Annotated in this window: 20 protein-coding genes; 18 read left to right on the top strand and 2 right to left on the bottom strand. The window is 72.3% G+C overall.

Annotated elements, in window-relative coordinates; all coding sequences use genetic code 11:
• Window positions 1-99: 99 nt before the first annotated feature.
• Window positions 100-1,308: an ROK family transcriptional regulator gene (locus U5C87_RS03000; RefSeq protein ID WP_330475162.1), complete on the bottom strand. Its 1,209-nt coding sequence runs from the start codon at window positions 1,306-1,308 to the stop codon at window positions 100-102.
• 154 nt (window positions 1,309-1,462) lie between these two features.
• Here U5C87_RS03000 and U5C87_RS02995 point away from each other — a divergent pair, with 154 nt between their 5' ends.
• From U5C87_RS02995 to U5C87_RS02910, 18 genes are all read left to right on the top strand, one after another.
• A complete protein-coding gene (locus tag U5C87_RS02995; RefSeq protein ID WP_330475161.1) occupies window positions 1,463-2,944 on the top strand; it encodes a sugar ABC transporter ATP-binding protein in 1,482 nt (493 codons plus the stop codon).
• Window positions 2,941-4,047 (top strand): ABC transporter permease, encoded by a 1,107-nt coding sequence (locus U5C87_RS02990; RefSeq protein ID WP_330475160.1) that lies wholly within the window; start codon window positions 2,941-2,943, stop codon window positions 4,045-4,047. The genes U5C87_RS02995 and U5C87_RS02990 overlap by 4 nt, the downstream gene beginning before the upstream one ends.
• 96 nt (window positions 4,048-4,143) lie before the next feature.
• Complete coding sequence (locus tag U5C87_RS02985; protein ID WP_330475159.1) at window positions 4,144-5,205, top strand: substrate-binding domain-containing protein; 1,062 nt, start codon at window positions 4,144-4,146, stop codon at window positions 5,203-5,205.
• A 104-nt stretch (window positions 5,206-5,309) separates the two neighbouring features.
• Window positions 5,310-6,542 carry a Gfo/Idh/MocA family protein gene (locus tag U5C87_RS02980; protein ID WP_330475158.1) on the top strand — a complete coding sequence of 411 codons (1,233 nt, stop codon included), beginning with the start codon at window positions 5,310-5,312 and terminating at the stop codon, window positions 6,540-6,542.
• Between the two features lie 106 nt (window positions 6,543-6,648).
• Window positions 6,649-7,770: a sugar phosphate isomerase/epimerase family protein gene (locus U5C87_RS02975; RefSeq protein ID WP_330475157.1), complete on the top strand. Its 1,122-nt coding sequence runs from the start codon at window positions 6,649-6,651 to the stop codon at window positions 7,768-7,770.
• 175 nt (window positions 7,771-7,945) lie between these two features.
• Window positions 7,946-11,266: a PQQ-dependent sugar dehydrogenase gene (locus tag U5C87_RS02970; protein ID WP_330475156.1), complete on the top strand. Its 3,321-nt coding sequence runs from the start codon at window positions 7,946-7,948 to the stop codon at window positions 11,264-11,266.
• A 114-nt stretch (window positions 11,267-11,380) separates the two neighbouring features.
• Entirely contained in the window at window positions 11,381-12,526 is a 1,146-nt protein-coding gene (locus U5C87_RS02965; protein ID WP_330475155.1) for an inositol-3-phosphate synthase, read from the top strand.
• Window positions 12,508-13,419: an SCO3242 family prenyltransferase gene (locus U5C87_RS02960; protein WP_330475154.1), complete on the top strand. Its 912-nt coding sequence runs from the start codon at window positions 12,508-12,510 to the stop codon at window positions 13,417-13,419. Before U5C87_RS02965 ends, U5C87_RS02960 begins: the two co-directional genes overlap by 19 nt.
• Window positions 13,416-14,270 (top strand): sugar phosphate isomerase/epimerase family protein, encoded by an 855-nt coding sequence (locus U5C87_RS02955; RefSeq protein WP_330475153.1) that lies wholly within the window; start codon window positions 13,416-13,418, stop codon window positions 14,268-14,270. The genes U5C87_RS02960 and U5C87_RS02955 overlap by 4 nt, the downstream gene beginning before the upstream one ends.
• A complete protein-coding gene (locus U5C87_RS02950) occupies window positions 14,267-14,842 on the top strand; it encodes an EboA domain-containing protein (RefSeq protein ID WP_330475152.1) in 576 nt (191 codons plus the stop codon). Before U5C87_RS02955 ends, U5C87_RS02950 begins: the two co-directional genes overlap by 4 nt.
• Window positions 14,843-14,851: 9 nt before the next feature.
• Window positions 14,852-15,739: a TatD family hydrolase gene (locus U5C87_RS02945; RefSeq protein ID WP_330475151.1), complete on the top strand. Its 888-nt coding sequence runs from the start codon at window positions 14,852-14,854 to the stop codon at window positions 15,737-15,739.
• A gap of 3 nt (window positions 15,740-15,742) precedes the next feature.
• Window positions 15,743-16,939: a metabolite traffic protein EboE gene (gene eboE / locus U5C87_RS02940; protein WP_330475150.1), complete on the top strand. Its 1,197-nt coding sequence runs from the start codon at window positions 15,743-15,745 to the stop codon at window positions 16,937-16,939.
• Window positions 16,936-18,354, top strand: a complete 1,419-nt coding sequence (locus U5C87_RS02935) for an alkaline phosphatase family protein (protein WP_330475149.1) — start codon at window positions 16,936-16,938, stop codon at window positions 18,352-18,354. Before eboE ends, U5C87_RS02935 begins: the two co-directional genes overlap by 4 nt.
• 50 nt (window positions 18,355-18,404) lie before the next feature.
• Window positions 18,405-19,415 (top strand): sugar phosphate isomerase/epimerase family protein, encoded by a 1,011-nt coding sequence (locus tag U5C87_RS02930; protein ID WP_330475148.1) that lies wholly within the window; start codon window positions 18,405-18,407, stop codon window positions 19,413-19,415.
• Between the two features lie 116 nt (window positions 19,416-19,531).
• Complete coding sequence (locus U5C87_RS02925) at window positions 19,532-20,704, top strand: ThuA domain-containing protein (RefSeq protein WP_330475147.1); 1,173 nt, start codon at window positions 19,532-19,534, stop codon at window positions 20,702-20,704.
• 114 nt (window positions 20,705-20,818) lie between these two features.
• A complete protein-coding gene (locus U5C87_RS02920; protein WP_330475146.1) occupies window positions 20,819-21,190 on the top strand; it encodes a VOC family protein in 372 nt (123 codons plus the stop codon).
• Between the two features lie 116 nt (window positions 21,191-21,306).
• The gene (locus tag U5C87_RS02915; protein ID WP_330475145.1) at window positions 21,307-21,687 is read left to right on the top strand and encodes a YciI family protein; all 381 of its coding nucleotides are present in this window, start codon (window positions 21,307-21,309) and stop codon (window positions 21,685-21,687) included.
• 3 nt (window positions 21,688-21,690) lie between these two features.
• Complete coding sequence (locus U5C87_RS02910; protein WP_330475144.1) at window positions 21,691-22,926, top strand: RNA polymerase sigma factor; 1,236 nt, start codon at window positions 21,691-21,693, stop codon at window positions 22,924-22,926.
• Between the two features lie 36 nt (window positions 22,927-22,962).
• On the opposite strand, the gene U5C87_RS02905 is transcribed toward U5C87_RS02910, so the two are convergent.
• Window positions 22,963-23,322 (bottom strand): hypothetical protein, encoded by a 360-nt coding sequence (locus U5C87_RS02905; protein WP_330475143.1) that lies wholly within the window; start codon window positions 23,320-23,322, stop codon window positions 22,963-22,965.
• Window positions 23,323-23,325: the final 3 nt, after the last annotated feature.

The raw sequence follows: 23,325 nt of genomic DNA, 5'->3' as shown, positions 1-23,325 counted from the left end.
CCGCCTGGACTGACGAGCGAAGCGAGCGCAGCGAGCCAGCCGAGGAGGGAAGGCGGGACGCAACGGAGCGCCGGACTCGCGAGCGAAGCGAGCCGAGGGCTAAGACGCGGACAGGCGCGCGATCGCGAGGTCGACCCGGTCGGCGGTCAGGGCGTGCTGGATGACCATGGTGGCCGCGCCGATGACGCCGGCCTGCACGCCCGTGGTGGCCGGGACGATCTGGAGCACGCCGGTGGCCAGCGGCAGCGACCTGCCGTAGACGACCTCGCGCACTCCGGCGATGAGGCTCTCGCCCGCCTGGACGAGTGAGCCGCCGATGACGATGACCGAGGGGTTGAGCAGGCTGACGCACGTGGCGAGGACCTCGCCGATGGTGCGGCCGGCCTGGCGGACCGCGAGCGCGGCGGGGATGTTGCCGCCCCGGACGAGGTCGACGATGTCGGAGTTGCTCTCGGCGATGATGTCGATCTCCCTGAGTGCCTTGGAGATCGCGGGTCCGCTGGCCACGGCCTCGAGGCAGCCGACGTTGCCGCACGAGCAGAGCACCTCTGGCGCGTGGGGTGCGGCCACGTGGCCGAGGTCGCCTGCGGCGCCGACCGCTCCGCGGTGCAGGCGGCCGCCGCTGATGATGCCGGCACCGATGCCCGTGGCGACCTTGACGAAGAGGAGGTGCTCGACGTCGGGGTGGGCCATGGCGTGCTCGCCGAGGGCCATGATGTTGACGTCGTTGTCGACGAGGACCGGCACGTCGAAGTCGCGGTGCAGGTGGCCCGGCACGTCGTAGCCGTCCCAGCCCGGCATGATCGGGGGCCGCATGGGGCGCCCGCTCGAGTGCTCGACGGGCCCGGGCACGCCGATGCCGATGCCGATGAGGTCGCGGGGCTGCCGGCCGGCCTGCTCGAGCAGGCGACGGGTGGTGGCGACGAGCCAGTCGAGGACGACCTCGGGACCGTCGGTGATGTCGAGGCTCTCGCCGATCTCGCAGATCGGGCGACCGCTGAGGTCGGTCAGGGCGACGCGGCCGTGGGTGGCGCCGATGTCGGCGCCGACGACGACGCGGGCCTCGGGGTTGAAGGCGAAGCGGACTGGCGGGCGGCCCCCGGTGCTGGCCGCCTCGCCGCTCGGGGCGAGCAGGCCGGACGCGAGGAGGGCGTCGACGCGGGCGCCGACCGTGGAGCGGGCGAGCCCGGTCAGCTTGGCCAGCTCGGCGCGCGTGCGCGGCGTCTCGTCGCGGAGCAGCTGGAGCAGCTCGCCGGCTCCGCTCACGGACGGAGCGGCATACGCGGACGACGTTGACTCTTGACGCACTCTTCCAGTCAAGCACAGGCGGCTTCCGTATGCCATCCGGAAGACTTCGGAGTGTCCACGATAAAACTTTTGCTTGACGTCCCGACAAAAGTGGGTCACGGTGTGACGCATGGAATCTCGACGGCGAGATGTAGCAGGCGCCCCCCTCCTGCGAATGACCAACGTGGTCAAGCGTTTTCCCGGGGTCGTGGCCCTCGGTGGCGTCGACCTCGACGTGCAGCCCGGCGAGGTGCACTGCCTGCTCGGCCAGAACGGTGCGGGCAAGAGCACCCTCATCAAGGTGCTCGCCGGCGTCCACGAGCCCAACGAGGGCACCATCGAGTGGGCCGGAGAGCCGGTCACCCTGCACCACCCGCAGGCGGCGATGGACCTCGGCGTCGCGACGATGTACCAGGAGCTCGACCTCGTCGAGGGCCTCACCGTCGCCGAGAACATCTTCCTCGGCCACGAGCCCACGCGTTTCGGCTTCTCGCAGCGCACCGCGGCCCGCCGCGAGGCGGCCGCCCTGCTCGCCCGCCTCGGTCACCCCGAGATCTCGCCCTCCGTCGAGGTGGGCACGCTCTCCGCGGCGTCGAGCCAGATCGTCAGCATGGCCCGCGCCCTCTCCCGCGACGCGCGCCTCATCATCATGGACGAGCCGTCCGCGGTGCTCGACGCCGGCGAGGTCCAGCAGCTCTTCCGCGTCATCGACGAGGTGACGAGCCAGGGCGTCGCGGTCGTCTACATCTCCCACCGCCTCGAGGAGATCCGCGAGATCGGTGACCGCGTCACGGTGCTCAAGGACGGCAGGACGGTCGCGACCGGCCTCGACGCCAAGACGACGCCGACGCAGGAGCTCATCCGGCTCATGACCGGCCGCTCGATCGAGTACGTCTTCCCGCCCCGCACGAGCATCGCCGACGCCGAGCCCGTGCTCCGCGTCGAGGGACTCAGCCGGGCGGGCGAGTTCGGCTCGATCAGCTTCGACGTGCGGCCCGGTGAGGTCGTGGGGCTGGCGGGGCTCGTCGGCTCCGGCCGCTCCGAGATCGTCGAGACGATCTTCGGGGCCCGCAAGGCCACGACCGGCACGGTCAGCGTCGGGGGGAGGCCGGTGCGCCCGGGGTCCGTCGCCGCAGCCGTCGCCGCCGGCATCGGGCTGTGCCCCGAGGAGCGCAAGAGCCAGGCACTCGTCCTCGGCGCCTCGCTCGCCTCGAACATCACGCTCGCGACCCTCCCGCGCTTCTCGCGGGGCGGTCTGCTCGACGGGTCGGCCGAGGTCGAGGCCGCCGAGGAGCTGCTCGAGTCGCTCGACGTGCGTCCGCGTGGCGTGCACCGCGAGTCGCGCACCCTCTCGGGCGGCAACCAGCAGAAGGTCGTGCTGGCCCGCTGGCTGCTCCGCGGCTGCAAGGTCCTGCTCCTCGACGAGCCCACCCGCGGCGTCGACGTCGGGGCCCGCTCCGAGATCTACGCGCTGATCCGCCGACTCACCGACGAGGGCGTCGCCGTCGTCGTCGTCTCCAGCGAGATCCCCGAGGTCCTGGGGCTGTCCAACCGGGTGCTGGTCCTCGCCGACCGCACCGTCCGCCACGAGGGTCCGGCCGACGAGCTCGACGAGCACGCCGTCCTCGACATCATCCTGAAGGGAGACGCGGCATGAGCGCCGACGTCACGAAGGCAGACCAGGCGGGGGAGCCGGTCCCCGCAGACGTGGAGGGAGCCGCGGCGCCCGCCACGGGCGGACCGCCCGCCCCGAGCGGACCACCCGTCGGTGGCGCCGCGTCCCGCAGCCAAGGTGGCCTCGCCGGCTTCCTCAGCGGCCCGGCCGGCCGGAGCGCCGGTCTCGTCGTCGCGCTCGTGCTGCTCGTCATCGTCGGCATCATCACGGCCGGTGACCGCTTCGCCAGCCCCGAGAACGCGCTGACGATCCTGCGCCTCGGCGCGACGATCGGCGTCGTCAGCGTCGGCATGACCTTCGTCATCTCCGGCGGCGGCATCGACCTGTCCGTCGGCGCCATCGTCGCCCTCTCGTCGGTCTGGGCCACGACGGTCGCCACCCAGACGATGGCCGCGAACTACCACTGGATCGTCATGGTCTTCGCGGCCGTCGCCGTCGGAGCCGCGTGTGGACTCGTCAACGGCGTGCTCGTCGCCTACGGCCGCATCGCACCGTTCATCGTGACCCTGGCGATGCTCGCCGCGGCCCGCGGGCTCGCCGAGCTCATCGCCAAGCGGCGCACGCAGATCGTCCGGGACCGGGGCTTCATCGAGTTCTTCGGCGGCAGCGTCCTCGGGGTGCCCGTCCTCGTCATCGTCTTCGCCGTCGTGGCGGTCGTCGGCTGGGTCCTGCTCAACCGCACGACGTTCGGCCGCCGGACGCTGGCCATCGGCGGCAACCCCGAGGCGGCCCGCCTCGCCGGCATCCGCGTCCAGCGCCAGACGATGTACCTCTACATCCTCGTCGGCGTCGCGTGCGGCATCGCGGCGGTCATGCTCATGGCCCGCACGACGACGGGCACCTCGACCCACGGCCAGCTCTACGAGCTCGACGCCATCGCTGCCGTCGTCATCGGCGGCACCCTCCTCTCCGGCGGCCGCGGCACGGTCGTCGGCACGGTCCTCGGCGTCCTCATCTTCACGACGCTGAGCAACGTGTTCACCCTGAACAACCTCGACACGTCGACGCAGGCGGTGGCGAAGGGGGCGATCATCGTCGCCGCCGTCCTGCTCCAGCAGCGGGTCTCCCGCACGAGGTCGAGCTAGCCGCGAGGCCCGGTCGACAAGCACCACCCGGCACCACCAGCACGGCAGAGCACCACTCACACCGCACCACCCCTCTTCGCTCACATAGGAGTCAGCGTGTCCGCATCACTGTCCCGATCGACCAAGCGCGTCGCCGTCCTGGCGATCGCCCTGAGCTCGGCCCTCGTCGCCGCCGGCTGCACGAGCAACGACCCGGCCACGACTCCGGCGGCCTCGACCCAGCAGGCCGGCAGCAACGCCGCGAGCGACAACGACGCCCCCGGTGACAAGGTCGTCATCGGCTTCTCGGGCCCCGCGGCCGACCACGGCTGGCTCGCCGCCGTCAACAGCTCGGCCCTCGCCGAGGCGAAGAAGTACAGCGACGTCGAGCTCAAGGCCGCCGAGGGCACCAACGACGCGAGCGCCCAGATCGCCCAGATCGAGACCTTCATCAACGACAAGGTCGACGCCATCGTGCTGCTCCCGACGGACGGCGCCGCCCTCACCGAGATCGCCACCAAGGCGATGCAGGCCGGCATCCCTGTCATCAACGTCGACCGCGAGTTCTCGAGCCCGTTCGCCGCCCGCGCCACGGTGCTCGGTGACAACTACGGCATGGGGGTCTCGGCCGGCACCTACGCCTGCAAGATCGTCAAGGACAAGAACCTCAGCAACCCGGTCATCGCCGAGATCGCCGGCATCGACGCCCTGCCCCTGACGCAGGACCGCAGCAAGGGCTTCGCCGACGCGCTCAAGGCGTGCAACCAGACGGTCGACAACCGGGTCGCCGCCGAGTTCACCGTCGAGTCCGGCAACCGCCAGGCCACCAACCTCATCCAGGCCGCGCCGAAGATCGACATCCTCTGGAACCACGACGACGACCAGGGTGTGGGCGTCATGGCCGCCCTCGACCAGGCCAACCGCCACGAGATGGCCTTCATCGGTGGGGCCGGCTCGGCCAACGCGATGCGGTGGATCAAGGAGGGCAAGATGGAGGCCACGGTCATCTACCCGCCGACCCAAGCCGCCGACGGCATCAAGCTCGCGCGCCTCATCGCCCAGAACAAGGGTCTGAGCGACCTCGTCCAGGTCGAGGTCCCCACCCGCGTCGTCCTCAACGCGCCGGTCGTGACCAAGGAGAACGTCGACCAGTACCTGCCCCTCGGCTTCGAGTCCTGACCCGTCGGCGCCCGCGCCGCCGCCGCCACCGGTGCGGCGCGGGCGCCCGACCAGGCACGACCGAACCGTCAGCGGTACCACCCCACGTCGGATGTGAGGACGTCATGACCACACCCAGCAAGCCCACCCTCGGGGTCGGGATGATCGGCTACGCCTTCATGGGCCGCGCCCACTCCCAGGCCTGGCGCAACGTGCGCAGCTACTTCGACGTGCCGGCCGCGCCGAGCCTCGTCGCCGTCGCCGGGCGCAACGAGGCCGCGGCACGCGACACCGCCGACCGCTTCGGGTGGGCCGGCGTCGAGACCGACTGGCGGCGCCTGCTCGAGCGTGACGACATCGACATCATCGACATCTGCACGCCGGGCGACACCCACGCCGAGATCGCGGTCGCCGCGCTCGGGGCCGGCAAGCACGTCCTCTGCGAGAAGCCGCTCGCCAACTCGGTCGGGGAGGCCGAGGCGATGGTCGTGGCCGCCGAGGCAGCGCGTGCCCGGGGCGTGCGCTCGATGGTGGGCTTCACCTACCGCCGGGTCCCGGCCATCGCGTATGCGCGTCAGCTCGTCGCGGAGGGACGGCTCGGACGGATCCTCCACGTCCGGGGCGCCTACCTGCAGGACTGGCTCGTCGACCCCGAGTCGCCGCTGACGTGGCGCTTGCAGAAGGAGCGCGCAGGGTCCGGCGCGCTGGGCGACATCGGTGCCCACATCGTCGACCTCGCCCAGTTCGTCACCGGCGAGCACCTCACCGGCGTCAGCGCGCTCACCGAGACGTTCGTGCGCGAGCGCCCGGTCGCCGACCCGTCGACGGTGGGGACCGGGGGGATCAGCGCCACGGCGGCCCAGAACGGCTCGGCCACGACCGGCCCGGTCACCGTCGACGACGCCGCTGTGCTCGTCTCCAGGATGAGCGGGGGCGCGCTGGCGACCTTCGAGGCCACCCGCTTCGCCAACGGCCGCAAGAACGCGATCCGCCTGGAGGTCAACGGGACCGACGGCTCGATCGCCTTCGACTTCGAGGACATGAACGTGCTTCACGTCTTCGACGGACGGGCTCCGGCCCGCGACGCCGGCTTCACCCGGGTGCTCGTCACCGAGTCCACCCACCCCTACGTGGCGGCCTGGTGGCCGCCCGGGCACGTGCTCGGCTACGAGCACGGCTTCACCCACCAGGCGGTCGACCTGCTGACCGCCATCGCCGAGGGCGCCGACCCCCGGCCTTCATTCTCCGACGGGCTCCAGGTGCAGCGGATCCTGTCGGCGGTCGAGACGAGCGTGGAGCGGGAGGGGTCCTGGACCCCGATCGACGGGGCCCACGCGACGTCGCCGGCCATGTCCTGAAGGCTGCCGAGGCGCCTTCGCACCTCGACTGCCAGACCAGACAAGGAGATTCGGCTCGACACCTGCACGTCAAAGTCTCTGTCACCCCTTGAAGGAGCACGCTCACATGCATGACAACGACGTCAACCCGCTCAAGCTCGTCACCAAGCTCGGACTCAACCGCCGCCAGTTCTTCGCGGCCACGACGGGCGTCGCCGCCGCCGTGACCATGACCGGTGCGGCCGCCGCACAGGCCGCGACGGGGAGCTCGGGCGCCAACGGGGTGCTCATCCCCGCGCCGCGCCGCGGCATCATCCTCTACACCGTGCGTGACGCGGTCGGGCGCGACCCGCTGACCTCGCCGTACGCCTCCGGCTTCAAGGAGGTCCTCACCGAGCTGTCGTCGATCGGCTACCGCCAGATCGAGTTCGCCGGCTTCCGCCAGCACGCCAACGCCGAGGGTGGTGCCGACCTCAACACCGTGGCCGGTGCCACGCAGCTGCGCACCTGGCTCGACGACCTCGGCCTCGAGGCCGAGGGCAACCACGGCTCGGTCCCCGCGACGATCACCGACGCCAACATCGCGGCGTTCGACACGGCCTGCGAGATCGCCAACATCCTCGGCATGGGCCACATCGGCACGGGCAGCGACCCGACGAGCAGCGCCTACGTCGCCGACTGGGAGGCCGCCGCGGCCCGGTGGAACTTCTACGGCGAGCGCGCGGCCCGTCACGGCCTCAAGCTCTACACGCACAACCACGACATCGCGTACAGCTTCCTGCTCGACAGCGGGCCGCTCGACGCGGCCGGCCGGCCCACCCGGTCGTCCGGCATCCGTCGCCTCGAGTACTTCCTCGCCAACACCGACCCGAAGTACGTCTTCCTCGAGATGGACATCTACTGGGCGCACGTCGCGCAGTACAAGCACAAGGCGTACGTGGCGCCGGACGGCTCGGCCGTGTCCTCGATCTTCGACCCCGCCGCGGTCGTCGCCGCCCAGACGAAGCGCTTCCCGCTCTTCCACGCCAAGGACGGCAAGATCGACACGACGCAGGCCAACGGCTACGTCATGGCCCCCTTCGGCCAGGGCGACATCGACTACTCGACGTTCCTGCGTCGCGTCGGTGCCAAGGGCTCCCACAACCCGATGTGGGAGATGGACACGGCCCCCGGTGGGACCGCCGCCCCGAACCAGTCGATGGAGCTGTCGAAGGTCAGCTACGACGCGATGGCCGCCCTGCGCGGCTGATCCCGCCACCCCGGGACGCACGTCGACCGTCACCCACCGGCGGTCGGCAGACCGGAACATCAACACCGGTCCCCGGGGAGTGCAAGTGCCGTTGCAGCGGCGCGCTCCCCGGGGCCCGGCTTCGCCCGTCTCTGTCAAGAAGGACGTACCGATGAATGCTACTTCCCGTTCCAGGGTGAGGAGGCTGGTTGCCACAACTGCGGCAACCGTCCTCGCCTGCACGGCGCTCGGCGCCGTGGCCACCCTGCCGGCCTCGGCCCACGACGGTGTCGACCACGGCACCGAGCCCGCCCTCGACTGGTCCAACTACGAGAAGATCCTGCTCACCAAGGACACCGGTGAGCCGATCGACATGGCCGTGCTGCCCGACCGTCGCGTGCTGACCACGGCCCGCAACGGCGACGTCCGGCTCGTCGACCCCGACTCGGGGGTCACGAAGGTCGTCAACACGCTGCCGGTCTACAACAACTCCGAGGACGGTCTCCAGACCGTCACGCTCGACCCCGGGTTCCAGACGAACAAGTGGGTCTACCTCTACTACGCGCCCAAGACGATGACGGCGCCCTACATCACCTCGACGCCGACGGGCTCGGCCCCCAACAGCCTGCCCGCCGGTGCCGACGCGTCCTACTGGGACCAGTGGAAGGGCTACAACCAGCTCAGCCGCTTCCGGTGGGACGACGCGACCGACAAGCTCGACCTCGCGAGCGAGCAGGTCATCCTCAAGGTCGAGACGCAGCGCGGCCAGTGCTGCCACGTCGCCGGCGACGTCGACTTCGACGACAAGGGCAACCTCTACCTCTCGACCGGCGACAACACGCCGGCGAGCGCGCCCGGTGCCAACGGCTTCGCGCCGAACAACAACGCCCCCGGCTTCAACCCCGGCTTCGACTCCCGACGCGGCGCGGGCAACACCAACGACCTGCGCGGCAAGATCCTGCGCATCCACCCCGAGGCCGACGGCTCCTACACGATTCCGGACGGCAACCTCTTCCCCGTCGGGACCGCCAAGACCCGGCCCGAGATCTTCGTCATGGGCGTGCGCAACCCGTTCCGCATGGACGTCGACCCGGTCACGAACTCGGTGTCGTGGGGCGACTACGGCCCCGACGCCGGCGCGCCCGACCCGCAGCGCGGCCCGATGGGCTACGTCGAGTGGCAGACCACGGCCATCGACAAGCCGATCAACGGCGGCTGGCCCTACTGCCACGGCCCGAACGCCAACTACAACGAGTGGAACTTCGCGACGGTGACGCCCGGACCGTGGTTCGACTGCAACGCCGGCGCCAAGAACAACTCGACGTGGAACACCGGTCTCGCCCAGGTGCCGCCGGCCACCGCGCCGACGCTCTACTACGGCGACAACAACACCCACCAGCCGTGGCCCGAGCTGACCGACTTCGACCCGCAGGGCGGCCAGGGACCGATGGGCGGTCCCGTCTACCACTACGACGGCGCCAACCCGTCGACGACGAAGTTCCCGGAGTACTGGGACAAGAAGGCGTTCTTCGCCGAGTTCTCGCAGGACTACCTTGCGGTCTTCGACGTGCAGTGGCCGAACGGACCCGTCGACCACATCCAGCACTTCCTGCCCAACAAGGCCCTCGAGACGAACGGCCAGCCGATCACCGACAGCCCGATCGACATCGAGTTCGGGCCGGACGGCTCGCTCTACGTCCTCGACTACGGCGACGGCTTCTTCCGGCAGAACCCCGACGCCGGCCTCTACCGCATCGACTACTCGCCCGGGAACAAGGCGCCGCAGGCCAGCATCAAGGCCACCCCGCTGAGCAGCAGCTCCGCGCCGCTGACGGTCGCCTTCGACGCGTCCGGCTCGGTCGACCCTGAGGGCAAGGCCCTGACCTACGAGTGGGACTTCAACGGTGACGGCACGTTCGACGCCACCGGTGTCACGGCCAGCTACACCTACACCGACCTCGGCAAGTACACGGCGCGACAGCGTGTCACCGACCCGGAGGGCCGCCGCGGCCTGACGAGCACGTCGATCAGCGTCGGCAACGTCGCCCCGACGCTGAACATCACCACCCCGCCCAACGGTGCCTTCTTCGACTGGGGTCAGGCCGTCCCGTTCGACGTCAAGACCTCGGACCCCGAGGACGGCACCGCGACCGTGTGCTCGCGCGTCAGCTGGACCTTCGGTCTGGGCCACGACGCGCACGCCCACCCGCTGAGCCAGGGCACGGGCTGCCAGTTCGCGATCCCGACCCCGGCCGACGCGACCCAGCACGGCGAGACCGAGAACATCTTCGGCGTCGTCGTCATCACCTACACCGACAACGGTGCCAACGGCCTGCCCGGTGCGACCACCACCGAGCAGCTGATCCTCAACCCGAAGAAGCAGGAGGCCGAGTGGGCCGACGCCTCGCAGGGTGTGGAGATCACGGGCGACACCACGGCGAGCGGCCTGCGCAAGGTCACCTCGTTCGACGCCGGTGACTGGCTGGCCTGGGACCCGGCGAACCTCGTCGGCGTCACGGGCGTGACCGCTCGCGCCACCGGCACGGGCACCCTGTCGCTGCGGTGGAACTCGCCGACGGCAGCGCCGTTCGGCACCATCGCGGTGAACGGCTCCGGCTGGACCGACTCGGCAGCGACGCTGTCGTCCAAGCCCACCGGCACCGGCAAGCTCTACGTCACCTCGACGGGCGGCGTCGTGCTCGACTCCCTCACGTTCGTGGGCAACGGCGTCGCCGACGTCACGCCCCCGACGGTGGCGGCGACGCTGAGCCCGGCCACCCCGAACGGGGCGAACGGGTGGTACACGAGCAACGTCACCGTGACGGTCACCGCGACCGACAACGGCACCGTCGCCTCGCGTCAGCGCTCCACCGACGGCGGCACGACGTGGGTCAACGCCAACACCGCACTGACGATCTCGACCGAGGGCACGACCACCGTGCTCTACCGCGCGACCGACAACGGCGGCAACGTCTCCCAGGTCGGCTCCGTGACGGTCAAGCTCGACAAGACGGTCCCGGCCGTCGCGGTCTCCGGCGTCGCCGAGGGCGCCTCCGTCGGCAACTCGGGTGACCTCACCTGGACGGCGACCGACGCCACGAGCGGCATCGACACGGTGACGGCCACCGTCGACGGCACCGCCGTCGCGGCGGACAAGCCGCTGGCCCTCTGGAGGCTCCCGCTCGGCAGCCACACGCTCGTCGTCAAGGCGACCGACAAGGCCGCTCTCGCCACGACGACGACGAGGACGTTCACCACGACGACCTCGCTCGGCACGCTGACGGCACTGACGGAGCGACTGTCCCGCGAGGGCCTCGTCACCCCGGCCGGTGAGAAGGAGCTCGAGAAGCGTCTCCAGCAGGCCGAGAAGCACATCGCGGGCGGGCGCACCAGCGCGGCCGTCTCGCAGCTCGAGGGTTTCGTCGCAGCGACGAAGTCCACCTCCTACGTCCGTGACGCGGCGGCTGCGGCCGCCCTGGCCCGCGACGCCAACGCGGTCATCGCCTCGCTGCGCTGACCCACCCGGTGGCCCGGCGGCGGGCACACGCCCCCGCCGCCGGGCCACCGGCCCCACCACCTCCCGCTCACAGCACCCCCGCCACCCGCCACCCGCACCCCGAGGAGAACGACCATGACCGACGAACGAACCGGACTCTGGCTCATCGGGGCCCGCGGCTCCGTCGCGACGACGGTCGCGACCGGTCTCGCCCTCATCACCGCCGGGGGCGCCGGGCCCGACGGTCTCGTCACCGAGCAGCCCGACCTGGCCGGCGCCGGGCTCGTGCCGCTCGACCACCTCGTCATCGGCGGCCACGACGTCGCCGAGGTGCCGCTCGTCAAGCGCGCGGCGCAGCTCGCCGACGCCGGCGTCATCCCGCACGCGGCGCTCGCACTCGTCTCCGACGAGCTCGACCGGACGTGCGCGCGCATCCGGAACGGTCACCGCGACGCCGAGGAGCGCCAGGCCGATGCCGTCGAGCGGCTGGCCGCCGACATCCGCGCCTTCGCCGAGGCCGAGTCGCTCGCCCGGGTCGTCGTCGTCAACGTCAGCTCCACCGAGCCCGTCGTCGCCGACGACCCAGCGCATGCCTCCCTCGACGCGCTCGAGCAGGCTTGGGCTGCAGGGGAGTCCCCTCTGCCGCCCAGTGCCGTCTACGCCGCGGCCGCCTTCACGGCCGGCGCGGCCTTCGTCGACTTCACCCCCTCGACCGGCGCACGCCTGCCCGCCCTCGTCGAGCTCGCCGAGCGCCGGGGAGTGCCGTGGGGCGGCAGCGACGGCAAGACGGGCGAGACGCTCGTGAAGTCGGTGCTCGCCCCGATGTTCGCCGCCCGAGCGCTCCGCGTGCGCTCCTGGGCCGGCACCAACCTGCTCGGCGGCGGTGACGGCGCCACGCTCGCCGACCCCGAGGCCATGGAGAGCAAGGCCCGCAGCAAGGCGCGCGGCCTCGAGGCCATGCTCGGCCACCCCGTCGACGGCCCCGTCCACATCGACAACATCGCCGACCTCGGCGACTGGAAGACGGCGTGGGACCACCTCACCTTCTCGGGCTTCCTCGACACCCGGATGTCGATGCAGTTCACGTGGCAGGGCTGCGACTCGAGCCTCGCCGCACCGCTCGTCATCGACCTCGCCCGACTCGTCGACCTCGCCCTCCGCCGCGGCGAGGTGGGCCCGCTCCCGGCGCTGGGCTTCTTCTTCAAGGACCCCGTGGGCTCGGACGAGCACCGCCTCTTCGAGCAGCAGCGCACGCTGACGGAGTGGGCGACGGCATCGTGACGAGCCTGCGCGACCTCGCGGAGCTGGTCCGGGCCCCGGCCGCCCTCACCGTGCCCGGCGACACCCTCGCCGGCGCGGCGAGTGCGGGCTGGCCGTCCGGGGCCCGCACGGTCGCGCTGCCCATCGCGTCGACGTGCCTCTACTGGTCGGGCATGGCGCTCAACGACTGGGCCGACCGCCGGGTCGACGCGGTGGAGCGCCCCGAGCGCCCCATCCCGTCGGGCCGCGTGCCGGCCCGGACGGCTCTCGCCGTCGCCGGGGCCCTCACCGCTGCGGGCGTCGCCGCCGCAGCGGTGGGGGGCGGGCGCCGTTCCGCGGCGACGGCGGTCGTGCTCGCCGCCGCCGTCTGGGCCTACGACCTCGCGCCCAAGCAGGGGCCGCTCAGCGTCGCGACGATGGCCTCGACCCGCGGACTCGACGTGCTCCTCGGAGCCAGCGCGGGCGGCACGGCCGGACTGCGGGCGGCCGCCCTCCCGGCGACCCTCGTCGCCGCGCACACCGCCGGAGTCACCGCCCTGAGCCGTGGCGAGGTCCACGGCGGCTCGGTGACCGTCGCCCGGGCGACCGCCGCCGTCACCGCGGTGGTCGCCCTCTCCTCGGCGCTGCGGCCCGTGCCCACGGCAGGACGGGCGAGGGCGGGGGGAGCGCTCGGCGCCCTCGCGTCCGTCGCCCTCACGGGGGCGTATGCCGTGAGCGTCCTCCGCGCCCAGCTCTCCGCCGCGCGCACGCCCGACGCCGGCACGGTGCGGCGGGCCACCGGTGCCGGCATCCGGGGCCTGGTGCCCCTGCAGAGCGCGGCACTCGCCGCGACCGGCCACCACGCCGCGGCCCTGGCGCTCGCGGCCTCGGCGCCGATCGGGGCGGCGGCCATGAGGCGGGTGTCGGCGACATGAGCCTGCGCTTCGGCTACGGCCTCAACGGCTTCACCGACCACCGGCTCGAGGACGCGCTCGCGGTGCTCGCCGACCTCGGCTACGACGGCGTCGCGCTGACCCTCGACCACGCCCATCTCGACCCCTTCACGCCGGACCTCGCCGGCCGGTCGGCCCGGGTCGCGGCACTGCTCGCCCGGCACGGCCTCGGGGTCGTCGTCGAGACCGGCGCCCGCTACGTGCTGGACCCGTGGCGCAAGCACGAGCCGACCCTCGTGTCCGACCAGGGTCGCGACCGTCGGATCGACCTGCTGGAAAGGGCGATCCGCGTCGCGGCCGAGGTCGGATCGCCCGCCGTCTCGTTCTGGAGCGGCATCGCACCCGCGGGACCCGGCCACGCCGAGCTGTGGTCGCGGATCGAGGACGCCGTCACGCGGCTGCTGCCCGTCGCCGAGGCCCACGACATCGTCCTCGCCCTCGAGCCGGAGCCCGGAATGTTCGTCGAGCGCATCGCCGACGTCCACGAGCTGCGGCGCCGGCTCGGCCATCCGCACCACCTGCGCCTCACCATCGACGTCGGCCACCTGCGCTGCACCGAGGACGCCGACCCGGCCGACTGCGTGCTCGGCGCCGGCGACCTCGTCGCCAACGTCCAGATCGACGACATGCGCCGCGGCGTGCACGAGCACCTGCCCTTCGGCGAGGGCGAGGTGGACTTCCCGCCGGTGCTCGCCGCGCTCGCCGCGGTCGAGTTCGACGGCCTCGTCGCCGTCGAGCTGCCCCGCCACTCGCACGCCGCCCCGGCGCTCGCCGCGTCGAGCCTCGAGTTCCTCCGCCACGCCGCCCGACGACCACAGGAGGTGGGCCGATGAGCCCGCTGACCACGCAGGACGCGATCGCCCAGGTGGCGTCCGACCCCGACACCATCGACCGGCACTTCCCGGCTGCGGCGCGGACCGCGGCCCGCGAGGGTCTCGACGCCGATGCCGCACGCGAGGCGCTGCTGCTCGCCGTCCCGGGCGACACGGCATACGTCACCGCGGTGGTGACGCGCCTCTACGACCACGGCGACGCCGCCGAGCGACGCGCGGTGCTGCTCGCCCTCCCGGCCCTCGACGCCCCCGAGCGTGCCAACGCCATCGGGGACGCCGCACTGCCGATCGTCCGAGATGCGTTGCGCACCAACGACACCCGGCTCGTCGCCGCCGCGCTGGGGCCGTATGCCGCCGCCCACCTCGACGACGACGCCTGGCGTCAGGCGGTGCTGAAGGTCCTCTTCACCGGCATCCCCGTCGAGCAGGTCGCCGGCCTCGCCGACCGCGCCGACGCCGAGCTCGCCCGGATGGTGCGCGACTACGCCGACGAGCGCGAGGCCGCCGGTCGCGTCGTCCCGCCCGACGCCCGAACGGTCCTCGCCCTGTCCCCTTCCCACCGAACCGACTGAGGAGCAGCCGTGCGCATCTTCGACCCCCACATCCACATGACGTCCCGCACGACCGACGACTACCGGCGCATGCATGCCGCAGGAGTCCGAGCGGTCGTGGAGCCGTCGTTCTGGCTCGGGCAGCCGCGCACGAGCGTCGGGTCGTTCTGCGACTACTTCGACGCGCTGCTCGGGTGGGAGCCGTTCCGGGCGTCGCAGTACGGCATCGCCCACCACGCGACGATCGGCCTGAACCCCAAGGAGGCCAACGACGCCCGCTGCCGCGAGGTGCTCGACGTGCTGCCGCGCTACCTCGCCAAGGACCGCGTCGTCGCGGTCGGCGAGCTCGGCTACGACTCGATGACGCCCGAGGAGGACGACGTCTTCGCCGCCCAGCTCGCCCTCGCGGCCGAGCACGAGCTGCCCGCGCTCGTGCACACCCCGCACCGCGACAAGCTCGCCGGGACGCGGCGCACCCTCGACGTCGTGCGGGAGTCCGCGCTCGAGCCGGGCGCCGTCCTCGTCGACCACCTCAACGAGATGACCGTCGGCGTCGTCGCCGAGTCCGGTTGCTGGATGGGCTTCTCGGTCTATCCCGACACGAAGATGGACGAGCACCGCATGGTCGAGATCCTGCGCCGCTACGGCCTCGACCGGATGATCGTCAACTCCGCCGCGGACTGGGGCAACAGCGACCCGCTCAAGACGGTGCGCGTCGCCGAGACGATGCTGGCCGCGGGCTACACGGCCGACGACGTCGACCGCGTGCTGTGGCGCAACCCCGTCGAGTTCTACGGCCGGAGCGGCCGACTTGAGCTGCCCGAGATCGAGGGGCCCGAGGCGGCCCAGACCGGCGAGCTCGTCGGCGCCGGGGCGACGTTCATGGGCAACTCCGTGCTCCGCGGCGCGAGGGAGTGAGCCGTGCGCCTGCTCCACGCCGACGGCCAGACCGTCCACGTCGCCTACTGCACCAACGTCCACCCCGGTGAGGACCTCGACACGATCATCGGGCAGCTCGACCGCTTCGCCGTGCCCGTCCGGCACCACCTCGGCTCCGACCTGCTCGGGCTCGGTCTCTGGCTGAGCGCGCCGGTGGCGCGCGACCTCGCGTCCGACCCGCGTCAGACCGACCGGCTGCGGACGGCGCTCGACGCCCGGGGCCTCGAGGTCGTCACGCTCAACGGCTTCCCCTACCGCGGCTTCCAGGACGAGGTGGTCAAGCACCGCGTCTACCACCCCGACTGGACCGAGCCGTCGCGGCTGGCCTACACGACCGACCTCACCGAGGTCCTCGCCCGGCTGCTGCCCGACGACGCCGCGCGCGGGAGCATCTCGACGCTGCCGCTCGGCTGGCGGCACCCGTGGTTCGGCGACCGGCAGGTGCTCGCCGCCGAGCAGTTCGACCGCCTCGCCGACCACCTGCACGCCCTGCGGGGGCGCACGGGCCGCGAGATCCGGGTCGGCGTCGAGCCCGAGCCCGGCTGCGTCATCGAGACGAGCACCGAGCTCGTCGACCGGATGGCCGGCTGGGACGAGGACGTGCTCGGGGTGTGTCTCGACCTCTGCCACCTCGCGGTCGGCTTCGAGGACGCCGCCGTCGCCGTCCCGCGACTCGCCGCCGCCGGACGGCAGGTGGTCAAGGCCCAGGTGTCGGCCGCCCTGCACGTCGAGCACCCGGGCGACGAGGCGACGCGGCTCGCCCTCGGGGCCTTCGACGAGGACCGGTTCCTGCACCAGACCCGGGCACCGGGGCCGGGCGAGCCGGGCCTGCTGCGAGCCCGCGACGACCTCGGGGACGCACTCGGCGGCATACGCCCCCTCGAGCCGCGTCCGGGCGGCACGGAGCGCCCGTGGCGCGTGCACTTCCACGTCCCGCTCGGGCAGGCTCCCGAGCCGCCTCTCGCCGCGACCACCGACGACCTGCGCCACTCGCTCGACGTCCTCGTCGGCGGCGAGACGGCCCTGACCGACCACCTCGAGGTCGAGACCTACACGTGGACCGTCGTGCCCGAGACCGTGCGCCCCACGGACGACGCCGCCCTCGCGGCCAGCATCGCCGGCGAGCTCGCCTGGCTGCGCGACACCCTCATCGACCTCGGCCTCAAGGAGACCGCATGACCCAGCCCTCCACGACTCCCACGCCTTCCACCAGGGTGCTGCTGCTCGACGTCGTCGGCCTGACGCCACGCGCCCTCGCCGACATGCCGCGCCTCTCCCGGCTCGCCGGTGCCGGCTGGCAGGCCTCGCTCGAGACGGTGCTGCCCGCCGTGACCTGCTCGGTGCAGTCGACGATGCTGACCGGCCGGCCGGTCGCCGACCACGGCGCCGTCGGCAACGGGTGGTACTTCCGCGACCTCGGCGAGGTCTTCCTCTGGCGCCAGCACAACGCGCTCGTCGAGGGCGAGAAGGTCTGGGACGCGCTGCGCCGAGCCAACCCGGGAGCCCGCGTCGCCAACGTCTGCTGGTGGTACGCCATGGGCATGGACGTCGACTCGATCGTCACGCCGCGCCCGATCTACCACGCCGACGGCCGCAAGTCGCCCGACTGCTACACGCGCCCGGCGGCCCTGCACGACAGGCTCGTCGACCGGCTGGGCGCCTTCCCGCTCTTCCACTACTGGGGACCCACGGCCTCGATCGCGTCGTCGCGCTGGATCATCGAGGCGACCCGGATCGTGCTGCCCGAGCACGACCTGACGCTGTCCTACGTGCCGCACCTCGACTACGACCTGCAGCGCTTCGGCCCGGAGTCGCCCGAGGCCCGAGCCGCCGCCCGCGAGCTCGACGACGCCCTCGCGCCGCTCCTCGACGACGCCGAGCGGCTCGGCGTCAGCGTCCTCGTCGTCAGCGAGTACGGCATCACCGCCGTCGACGAGCCCGTCGACGTCAACCGCGTGCTGCGCCGGGCCGGCCTGCTCGAGGTCCACACCCAGGCCGGGATGGAGTACCTCGACCCCTGGGCGTCCGAGGCCTTCGCCGTCGCCGACCACCAGGTCGCGCACGTCTACGTCAGGGACGCCGAGCGGCTCGACGAGGTGCGCGCGCTGCTCGAGGCCACCCCCGGCGTCGACCAGGTGCTCGACCGGGCCGGCCAGGCGGCATACGGCCTCGACCACGAGCGCAGCGGCGACCTCGTCCTCGTCGCCGAGCCACGCGCCTGGTTCACGTACTACTACTGGCTCGACGACGACCGGGCACCCGACTTCGCCCGCGGCGTCGAGATCCACCGCAAGCCCGGCTACGACCCGGCCGAGCTCTTCTTCGACCCGGCCGACCGCTCGGCCAAGGCCCGCGCCGGGCTCGGGCTCGTGCGCAAGAAGCTCGGCCTGCGGTATGCCATGAAGGTCGTCCCGCTCGACCCGCGGTGGGTGCGGGGCAGTCACGGACGGCTGCCCACCGACCCGACGGACGGGCCGGTCGTCATCGCCTCCGACGCGAGCCTGCGGCGTGAGAGCGTGACGGCAGCGGACGTCCACGACCTCGTCCTCGAGGCCGCCGGCGCCGTCGTCGCCGCGAGCACCACCAGCCCCTGAACGACCAGCAACGCACAGCAGCAGCCCACATTTCAGCAAGGAGACCCACGATGGCCCGACCGATCACGCTCTTCACCGGACAGTGGGCCGACCTGCCCTTCGAGGAGGTGTGTCGCCTCGCCGGGGAGTGGGGCTACGACGGCCTCGAGATCGCCTGCTGGGGCGACCACTTCGAGGTCGACCGGGCCCTGACCGAGGACGGCTACATCGAGTCCCGCCGCGAGATCCTCGACCGGCACGGCCTCAAGGTCTGGGCCATCTCCAACCACCTCGTCGGGCAGGCCGTGTGCGACGACCCCATCGACCAGCGGCACCAGGACATCCTGCCCGCGGCCGTGTGGGGCGACGGCGACCCCGAGGGCGTGCGGCAGCGCGCGGCCGAGCGGATGGCCGACACCGCCCGCGCCGCGGCGAAGCTCGGTGTCGACACCGTCATCGGCTTCACCGGCTCGGCGGTGTGGAAGTACGTCGCGATGTTCCCGCCGGTCTCGGACGACGTCATCCAGGACGGCTACGCCGACTTCGCCCGCCGGTGGAACCCGATCCTCGACGTCTTCGACGAGGTGGGCGTGAAGTTCGCGCACGAGGTGCACCCCAGCGAGATCGCCTACGACTACTGGAGCACGGTCGCGACGCTCGAGGCGATCGGCCACCGCGAGGCGTTCGGCCTCAACTGGGACCCGAGCCACATGGTCTGGCAGGACCTCGACCCCGCCGCGTTCATCTGGGACTTCAAGGACCGGATCTACCACGTCGACTGCAAGGACACCCGCAAGCGGATCGGCAACGGCCGCAACGGTCGTCTCGGCTCGCACCTGCCCTGGGGCGACCCGCGCCGCGGCTGGGACTTCGTCTCGACCGGCCACGGCGACGTGCCGTGGGAGGACTGCTTCCGCACCCTCAACGCCATCGGCTACGACGGCCCGGTCAGCATCGAGTGGGAGGACGCCGGCATGGACCGTCTCGTCGGGGCGCCCGGTGCCCTCGAGTTCGTCCGGGCCCTCAACTTCGACAAGCCCGAGGCGGCCTTCGACGCGGCCTTCAGCAGCTCGAAGGACTGAACCGGACGCACCAGCATCCCTGAGCCGCAGCCCGCGGCCCAGGGAACGAGCCTCGGCGACCCCGCCCGGGCACGTGCAGCACGCACAGGGCAACTCACACCCACAAGGAGATGACGATGACAACGACACGACGACGTGTCGGGCCCGGACGACTGCTCGGGACCCTCGCGGGTCTCGCGGCGCTCGTCCTGGGGTTCGGCGCAGCCTCCGCCGGCGCCGCCGACACGACAGCCGGCCCCGAGGCCGCCCAGGCCGACGACTACACGGTGCTCGTCGTCGGCAAGACGCTCGGCTTCCGCCACTCCCACATCGACGAGACGACGCACGCGATCATCGACCTGGGCCGCGAGAGCGGCTTCACCGTCGATGTCTGGGACCCGCCGAACAGCTCCGGCGGCTGGTGGGGGCCCGGCTCGCCGGGGCAGCCCGACCTGACCATGACGAGCACGCCGTTCACGAGCAGCGAGAACCTGTCGAAGTACGCGACGATCGTCTTCGCCTCGCCGGTCGACAACACGAACGTTCTCAATCCGTCGACGCCACGGCTGCTCGACGACTCGGAGCTCGCGGCGTTCCAGGGCTACATCCGCGGCGGCGGAGGCTACGTCGGGCTGCACGCGGCGACCGACAGCATGCACACCGTGCCCTGGTACAGCAAGCTGTCGGGCGGCGGGGCCCGGTTCGTCAACCACCCGGCGCAGCAGACGGCGACGATGCGGGTCGAGGACCCGACGCACCCCTCGACCGAGCACCTGCCGCGGGCCTGGGTCCGGTTCGACGAGTGGTACAACTTCACCTCGAACCCGCGTGACTCCGTCCGCGTCCTGCTGACGCTCGACGAGTCGACGTACACCGGAGGCCGGATGGGCGCCGACCACCCGATCTCGTGGTGCCACAACTTCGAGGGCGGTCGGTCCTGGTACGAGGGCGCGGGTCACGTCGACTCCTCCTACTCCGACCCGGTCTTCCTCGAGCACCTCAAGGGCGGCATCGAGTGGACGGCCGGCAAGGTGAGTGGCGGCGGCGACTGCGTGACGTTCTCGGAGGTCTCGGGACTGCTGGGGGCGGCCGACGACGGCTCGGTCCGGACCCGGACGCTCGTGGCCCAGGTCGAGGAGCGGCTCGCGTCCGCCGAGGCCGCGGCCGACGCCGGCGACCGCGACGCGGCGCTGCGCGCGCTGCAGACGGCGCGCGGCAAGGCCAACGGACTCGTCGACGGGCACGAGGTCTCGTCCAAGATCGCGGACCTCATCGAGTGGCAGACGGGCTTGCGCTCGGCCGGGATGTGACGGACCGCCTGTGACAACCGGGCCGGGGGGCGTGGTCGCGCCGCTGCGACCACGCCCCCGGCGCGCACCGGCGATGTCTCGACGGGCCTCTGGCCCCGGGCTAGCGTGCCGTGCATGGGACTCGTCCAGATCGCCCAGCACGCCGACGACCTCGGCCGGGCCACCGCGTTCTACCGTGACCTGCTCGGCGCCGAGCCGCTCGCGACCTACGACCCACCGGGCCTCGTCTTCTTCGACCTCGGCGGCGTCCGGCTGCTGCTCGAGCGGGGCGCGCCGAGCGCCCTGCACTACCTCGGGGTCGACGACCTCGACGCCACCGTCGAGCGGCTGCGCGCTGCCGGCGTCGAGGTGCGCAGCGAGCCGCACGTCATCTTCGGGCACGACGACGACACCCTCGGGCCGGCCGGCACCGACGAGTGGATGGCCTTCGTCGTCGACTCCGAGGGCAACCTCGTCGGGCTCGTCGAGCAGCGTCCCCGCAGCTAGCCGAAGAGACGTCGACCGGGCTGTCGATCCGGCGGGTCGGCGTTCGTGTAGACGGTGAAGGGCGCACGCAGGGTGTGCCCCGACCAGCCGGTGACCGCCGGCAGGAGGATTCCACCATGAAGACCTACCTCATCAGCCTGTTCTCGCCCGACGGCCCGCCACCCGCAGAGGTCGACCTCGGCCGCGTCATGGCCGACCTCGAGGTCGTCAACGACGAGATCCGCGCCGCCGGCAGCTGGGTGTTCGCCGGGGGCCTCGGCGACCAGGCCAGTGCGACGACGATCCGCAGGAGCGACCCCGTCGCCGACGCCGTGCTCACCGACGGGCCGTTCATCGAGGCCAAGGAGCACCTGGGCGGGCTCACCGTCGTGCGGTCCGACGACTACGACGTCGTGCTCGGCTGGGCCGAACGGATCGCCGGGGCCACCGGCCTGCCGGTCGAGGTGCGGCCCTTCGTCGACCAGGACGACCCGGGCCAGGTCCCGACCGACCACTGACCGATGACCGTCACGAGCGCGGACATCGCGCGCGTCTTCCGGGCCGAGCACGGGCGCGCGGTGTCCGTGCTCATCCGGGCGCTCGGCGACATCGACCTCGCCGAGGACGCCGTGCAGGACGCGTTCACCGTGGCCGTCGAGCGCTGGCCCCGGGACGGTATGCCGCCCAGCCCGGCCGGCTGGATCATCACGACCGCTCGCCGCCGGGCCATCGACCGCTTGCGGCGCGAGTCCACCCGGGAGGCGCGGCAGGCGGAGTCGGTGGCGCTGCACGCGGCCGACCCCGTGGAGCCCGCCGACGGCCAGGCCGAGGAGGGACCCGTGAAGGACGAACGACTGCGGCTCGTCTTCACCTGTTGCCACCCCGCGCTCTCCGGGGAGGCGCAGGTGGCACTGACGCTGCGGCTGCTTGGCGGCCTCACCACCACCGAGATCGCCCACGCCCACCTCGTGCCGGAGCCGACGATGGCGCAGCGGATCGTGCGTGCCAAGAGCAAGATCCGCACGGCCGGCATCCCCTACCGGGTGCCGCGCGACGAGGACCTCCCGGGCCGTCTGGCGTCGGTGCTCGCGGTGCTCTACCTCGTGTTCACCGAAGGTCACACGGCCTCCGTCGGTGACGACCTCGACCGCCCCGACCTCGCGGCCGAGGCGATCCGGCTCGCCCGTCAGCTCGTCGAGCTCATGCCCGACGAGCCCGAGGCCGTGGGGCTGCTGGCCCTCATGCTGCTCACCGAGGCCCGTCGCCCTGCCCGCACCGACGAGGCCGGCGACCTCGTCCTCCTCGCCGACCAGGACCGGTCGCTCTGGGACCCCGCCCTCCTCGACGAGGGGCACGCCCTCGTGCGGGCATGCCTGCGCCGCAACGCTCCCGGGCCCTACCAGCTACAGGCCGCGATCAACGCCGTGCACACCGACGCCCCCGACGCGGCGCGCACGGACTGGTCCCAGCTCGTCGCGCTCTACGACCAGCTGCTGCGCCTCGCGCCGACCGACGTCGTGCGGCTCAACCGGGCCGTCGCCGTGGCCGAGCTCGACGGGCCCGACGCGGCACTGAGCCTGCTCGACGGACTCGACCTCACGGCATACGCCCCCTTCCACGTGGTGCGGGCGGAGCTGCTCGAACGGCTGGGACGGCGGGCCGAGTCGACCACCGCGTGGGAGCGTGCAGTGCAGCTCAGCGACAACGCGACCCAGGCCCGCCACCTGCGCGCCCGCGCGGCGGCCGCCGTTGAGTGACAGCAGGATCCGGTCCCAGCGACCTGACCTCGGCGCTCAACCGAAGCGGATCGCCTTGCCACGCAAGGACTGCATGCGCTCCTGGGCGGCGCCCTCGCGCGGGGTGAGCGGTTCGCCGTTGGCGTCGTTGCCGATGAGCCACACCAGGCCCCGGTGCGATCGGTCGTCGGCCGGGGAGTGCTCGTCCCGGACGAGGGCCACGGCGTAGAGACCCGAGTCCCCGACCTCGTGCTGCGCCCACTGGGCCACCTCGAGGAGGTCCGCGTCGTGGACGTCGTAGGTCCACGTCGTCCACGAGCCCTCGGGGAGCTCACCGCCTCTGAAGAGGTAGACCCGGTAGACGGGCTCGTTGTCCTCCCACGAGCTGTCCCGCTCGTCGACCTCGTGCACGCGCACGGT

Source organism: Terrabacter sp. C0L_2, from assembly GCF_036352015.1.
In the GTDB taxonomy this organism is placed as follows: domain Bacteria; phylum Actinomycetota; class Actinomycetes; order Actinomycetales; family Dermatophilaceae; genus Terrabacter; species Terrabacter tumescens.
This window is presented reverse-complemented; position numbering and strand designations above follow the sequence as displayed.

Bases quoted from the DNA above. Each gene is read 5' to 3' on its own strand.
- U5C87_RS02915 (WP_330475145.1), top strand. From the start codon at position 21,307: ATGAAGACCTACCTCATCAGCCTGTTCTCGCCCGACGGCCCGCCACCC.
- U5C87_RS02955 (WP_330475153.1), top strand. From the start codon at position 13,416: ATGAGCCTGCGCTTCGGCTACGGCCTCAACGGCTTCACCGACCACCGG.
- U5C87_RS02930 (WP_330475148.1), top strand. From the start codon at position 18,405: ATGGCCCGACCGATCACGCTCTTCACCGGACAGTGGGCCGACCTGCCC.
- U5C87_RS02935 (WP_330475149.1), top strand. From the start codon at position 16,936: ATGACCCAGCCCTCCACGACTCCCACGCCTTCCACCAGGGTGCTGCTG.
- U5C87_RS02920 (WP_330475146.1), top strand. From the start codon at position 20,819: ATGGGACTCGTCCAGATCGCCCAGCACGCCGACGACCTCGGCCGGGCC.
- U5C87_RS02975 (WP_330475157.1), top strand. From the start codon at position 6,649: ATGCATGACAACGACGTCAACCCGCTCAAGCTCGTCACCAAGCTCGGA.
- U5C87_RS02965 (WP_330475155.1), top strand. From the start codon at position 11,381: ATGACCGACGAACGAACCGGACTCTGGCTCATCGGGGCCCGCGGCTCC.
- U5C87_RS02990 (WP_330475160.1), top strand. From the start codon at position 2,941: ATGAGCGCCGACGTCACGAAGGCAGACCAGGCGGGGGAGCCGGTCCCC.
- U5C87_RS02910 (WP_330475144.1), top strand. From the start codon at position 21,691: ATGACCGTCACGAGCGCGGACATCGCGCGCGTCTTCCGGGCCGAGCAC.
- U5C87_RS02995 (WP_330475161.1), top strand. From the start codon at position 1,463: ATGACCAACGTGGTCAAGCGTTTTCCCGGGGTCGTGGCCCTCGGTGGC.
- U5C87_RS02925 (WP_330475147.1), top strand. From the start codon at position 19,532: ATGACAACGACACGACGACGTGTCGGGCCCGGACGACTGCTCGGGACC.
- U5C87_RS02950 (WP_330475152.1), top strand. From the start codon at position 14,267: ATGAGCCCGCTGACCACGCAGGACGCGATCGCCCAGGTGGCGTCCGAC.
- U5C87_RS02980 (WP_330475158.1), top strand. From the start codon at position 5,310: ATGACCACACCCAGCAAGCCCACCCTCGGGGTCGGGATGATCGGCTAC.